General features: G+C 37.3%; 2 protein-coding genes. Both read left to right on the plus strand.

Features of this window, described 5'->3' with window-relative positions:
• Positions 1-164 precede the first annotated feature (164 nt).
• Positions 165-389 carry a DUF3892 domain-containing protein gene (locus RB298_RS00530; protein ID WP_013056672.1) on the plus strand — a complete coding sequence of 75 codons (225 nt, stop codon included), beginning with the start codon at positions 165-167 and terminating at the stop codon, positions 387-389.
• Positions 390-401: 12 nt separating this feature from the next.
• A complete protein-coding gene (locus tag RB298_RS00535; protein ID WP_013056671.1) occupies positions 402-548 on the plus strand; it encodes a hypothetical protein in 147 nt (48 codons plus the stop codon).
• Positions 549-745 lie beyond the last annotated feature (197 nt).

A 745-nucleotide genomic window follows, 5' to 3' on the forward strand; every position in this document is an offset into this window, starting at 1 on the left:
AAATGATACTTTTCGATTCCATTCGTCTTGGGCTTGATCATGCCAATTAAATGTTGTCATTTTTTATCCCCTTTGCACTCTTTTCTTTACCTTATCACTTTTTGCAATGAATAAAAACGACTATTTCAGCAACCATATAGATGTAAAGGAAGGTGTTTATTTGTATGAAAGAACGTTTCGTTGCTGTACGTAAAAATGCAGACGGTGACCTCTTAGAATTCCAAACGGCTTCAGGAGACGTTTTAACCTATGAAGAAGCGTTAAAGAAAGTAGAAGCCGGGGACGTTGAGCATGTGAGTACCTTTGTAGGGAAAGACGGCGGTACGTATATTCGCAGTATTCCTGACCATGATAAAACAAATAATCTCGATGCATTGCCATCGTTTTAAAGGAGAATGAAGATGACTAAAAAGAATAACAAAGGAAGCGCTAATCAAAGTAATCCAAAAACCCAGCACCATCTTGTAGAAATGGGTGAAGAAATTTCAAGCGGGGATAATTCAAAAGGAAACAAACGCAACAAAGATCAGTCAAGCAAAACACAATAAAAAAAAGCCGTGCTTCCTAGCACGGCTTTTTTTTATTAATGTTGGCTAGGAAGACCTAATGTTGAAAAATCTCCTGTTGCTACGCTTGTTCCAACTGAAGCAACACCTGCTACTAATGTAAACGCTAATGCCATACCGACTAATACTTTTTTCATAATTATTTCCTCCTCTTTCTTTGATTTGACTCTAGTGTATCA

Origin of the sequence: Priestia sp. BR_2, assembly GCF_041954005.1 — a bacterium.
In the GTDB taxonomy this organism is placed as follows: Bacteria; Bacillota; Bacilli; order Paenibacillales; family Paenibacillaceae; genus Paenibacillus_AQ; species Paenibacillus_AQ lautus_A.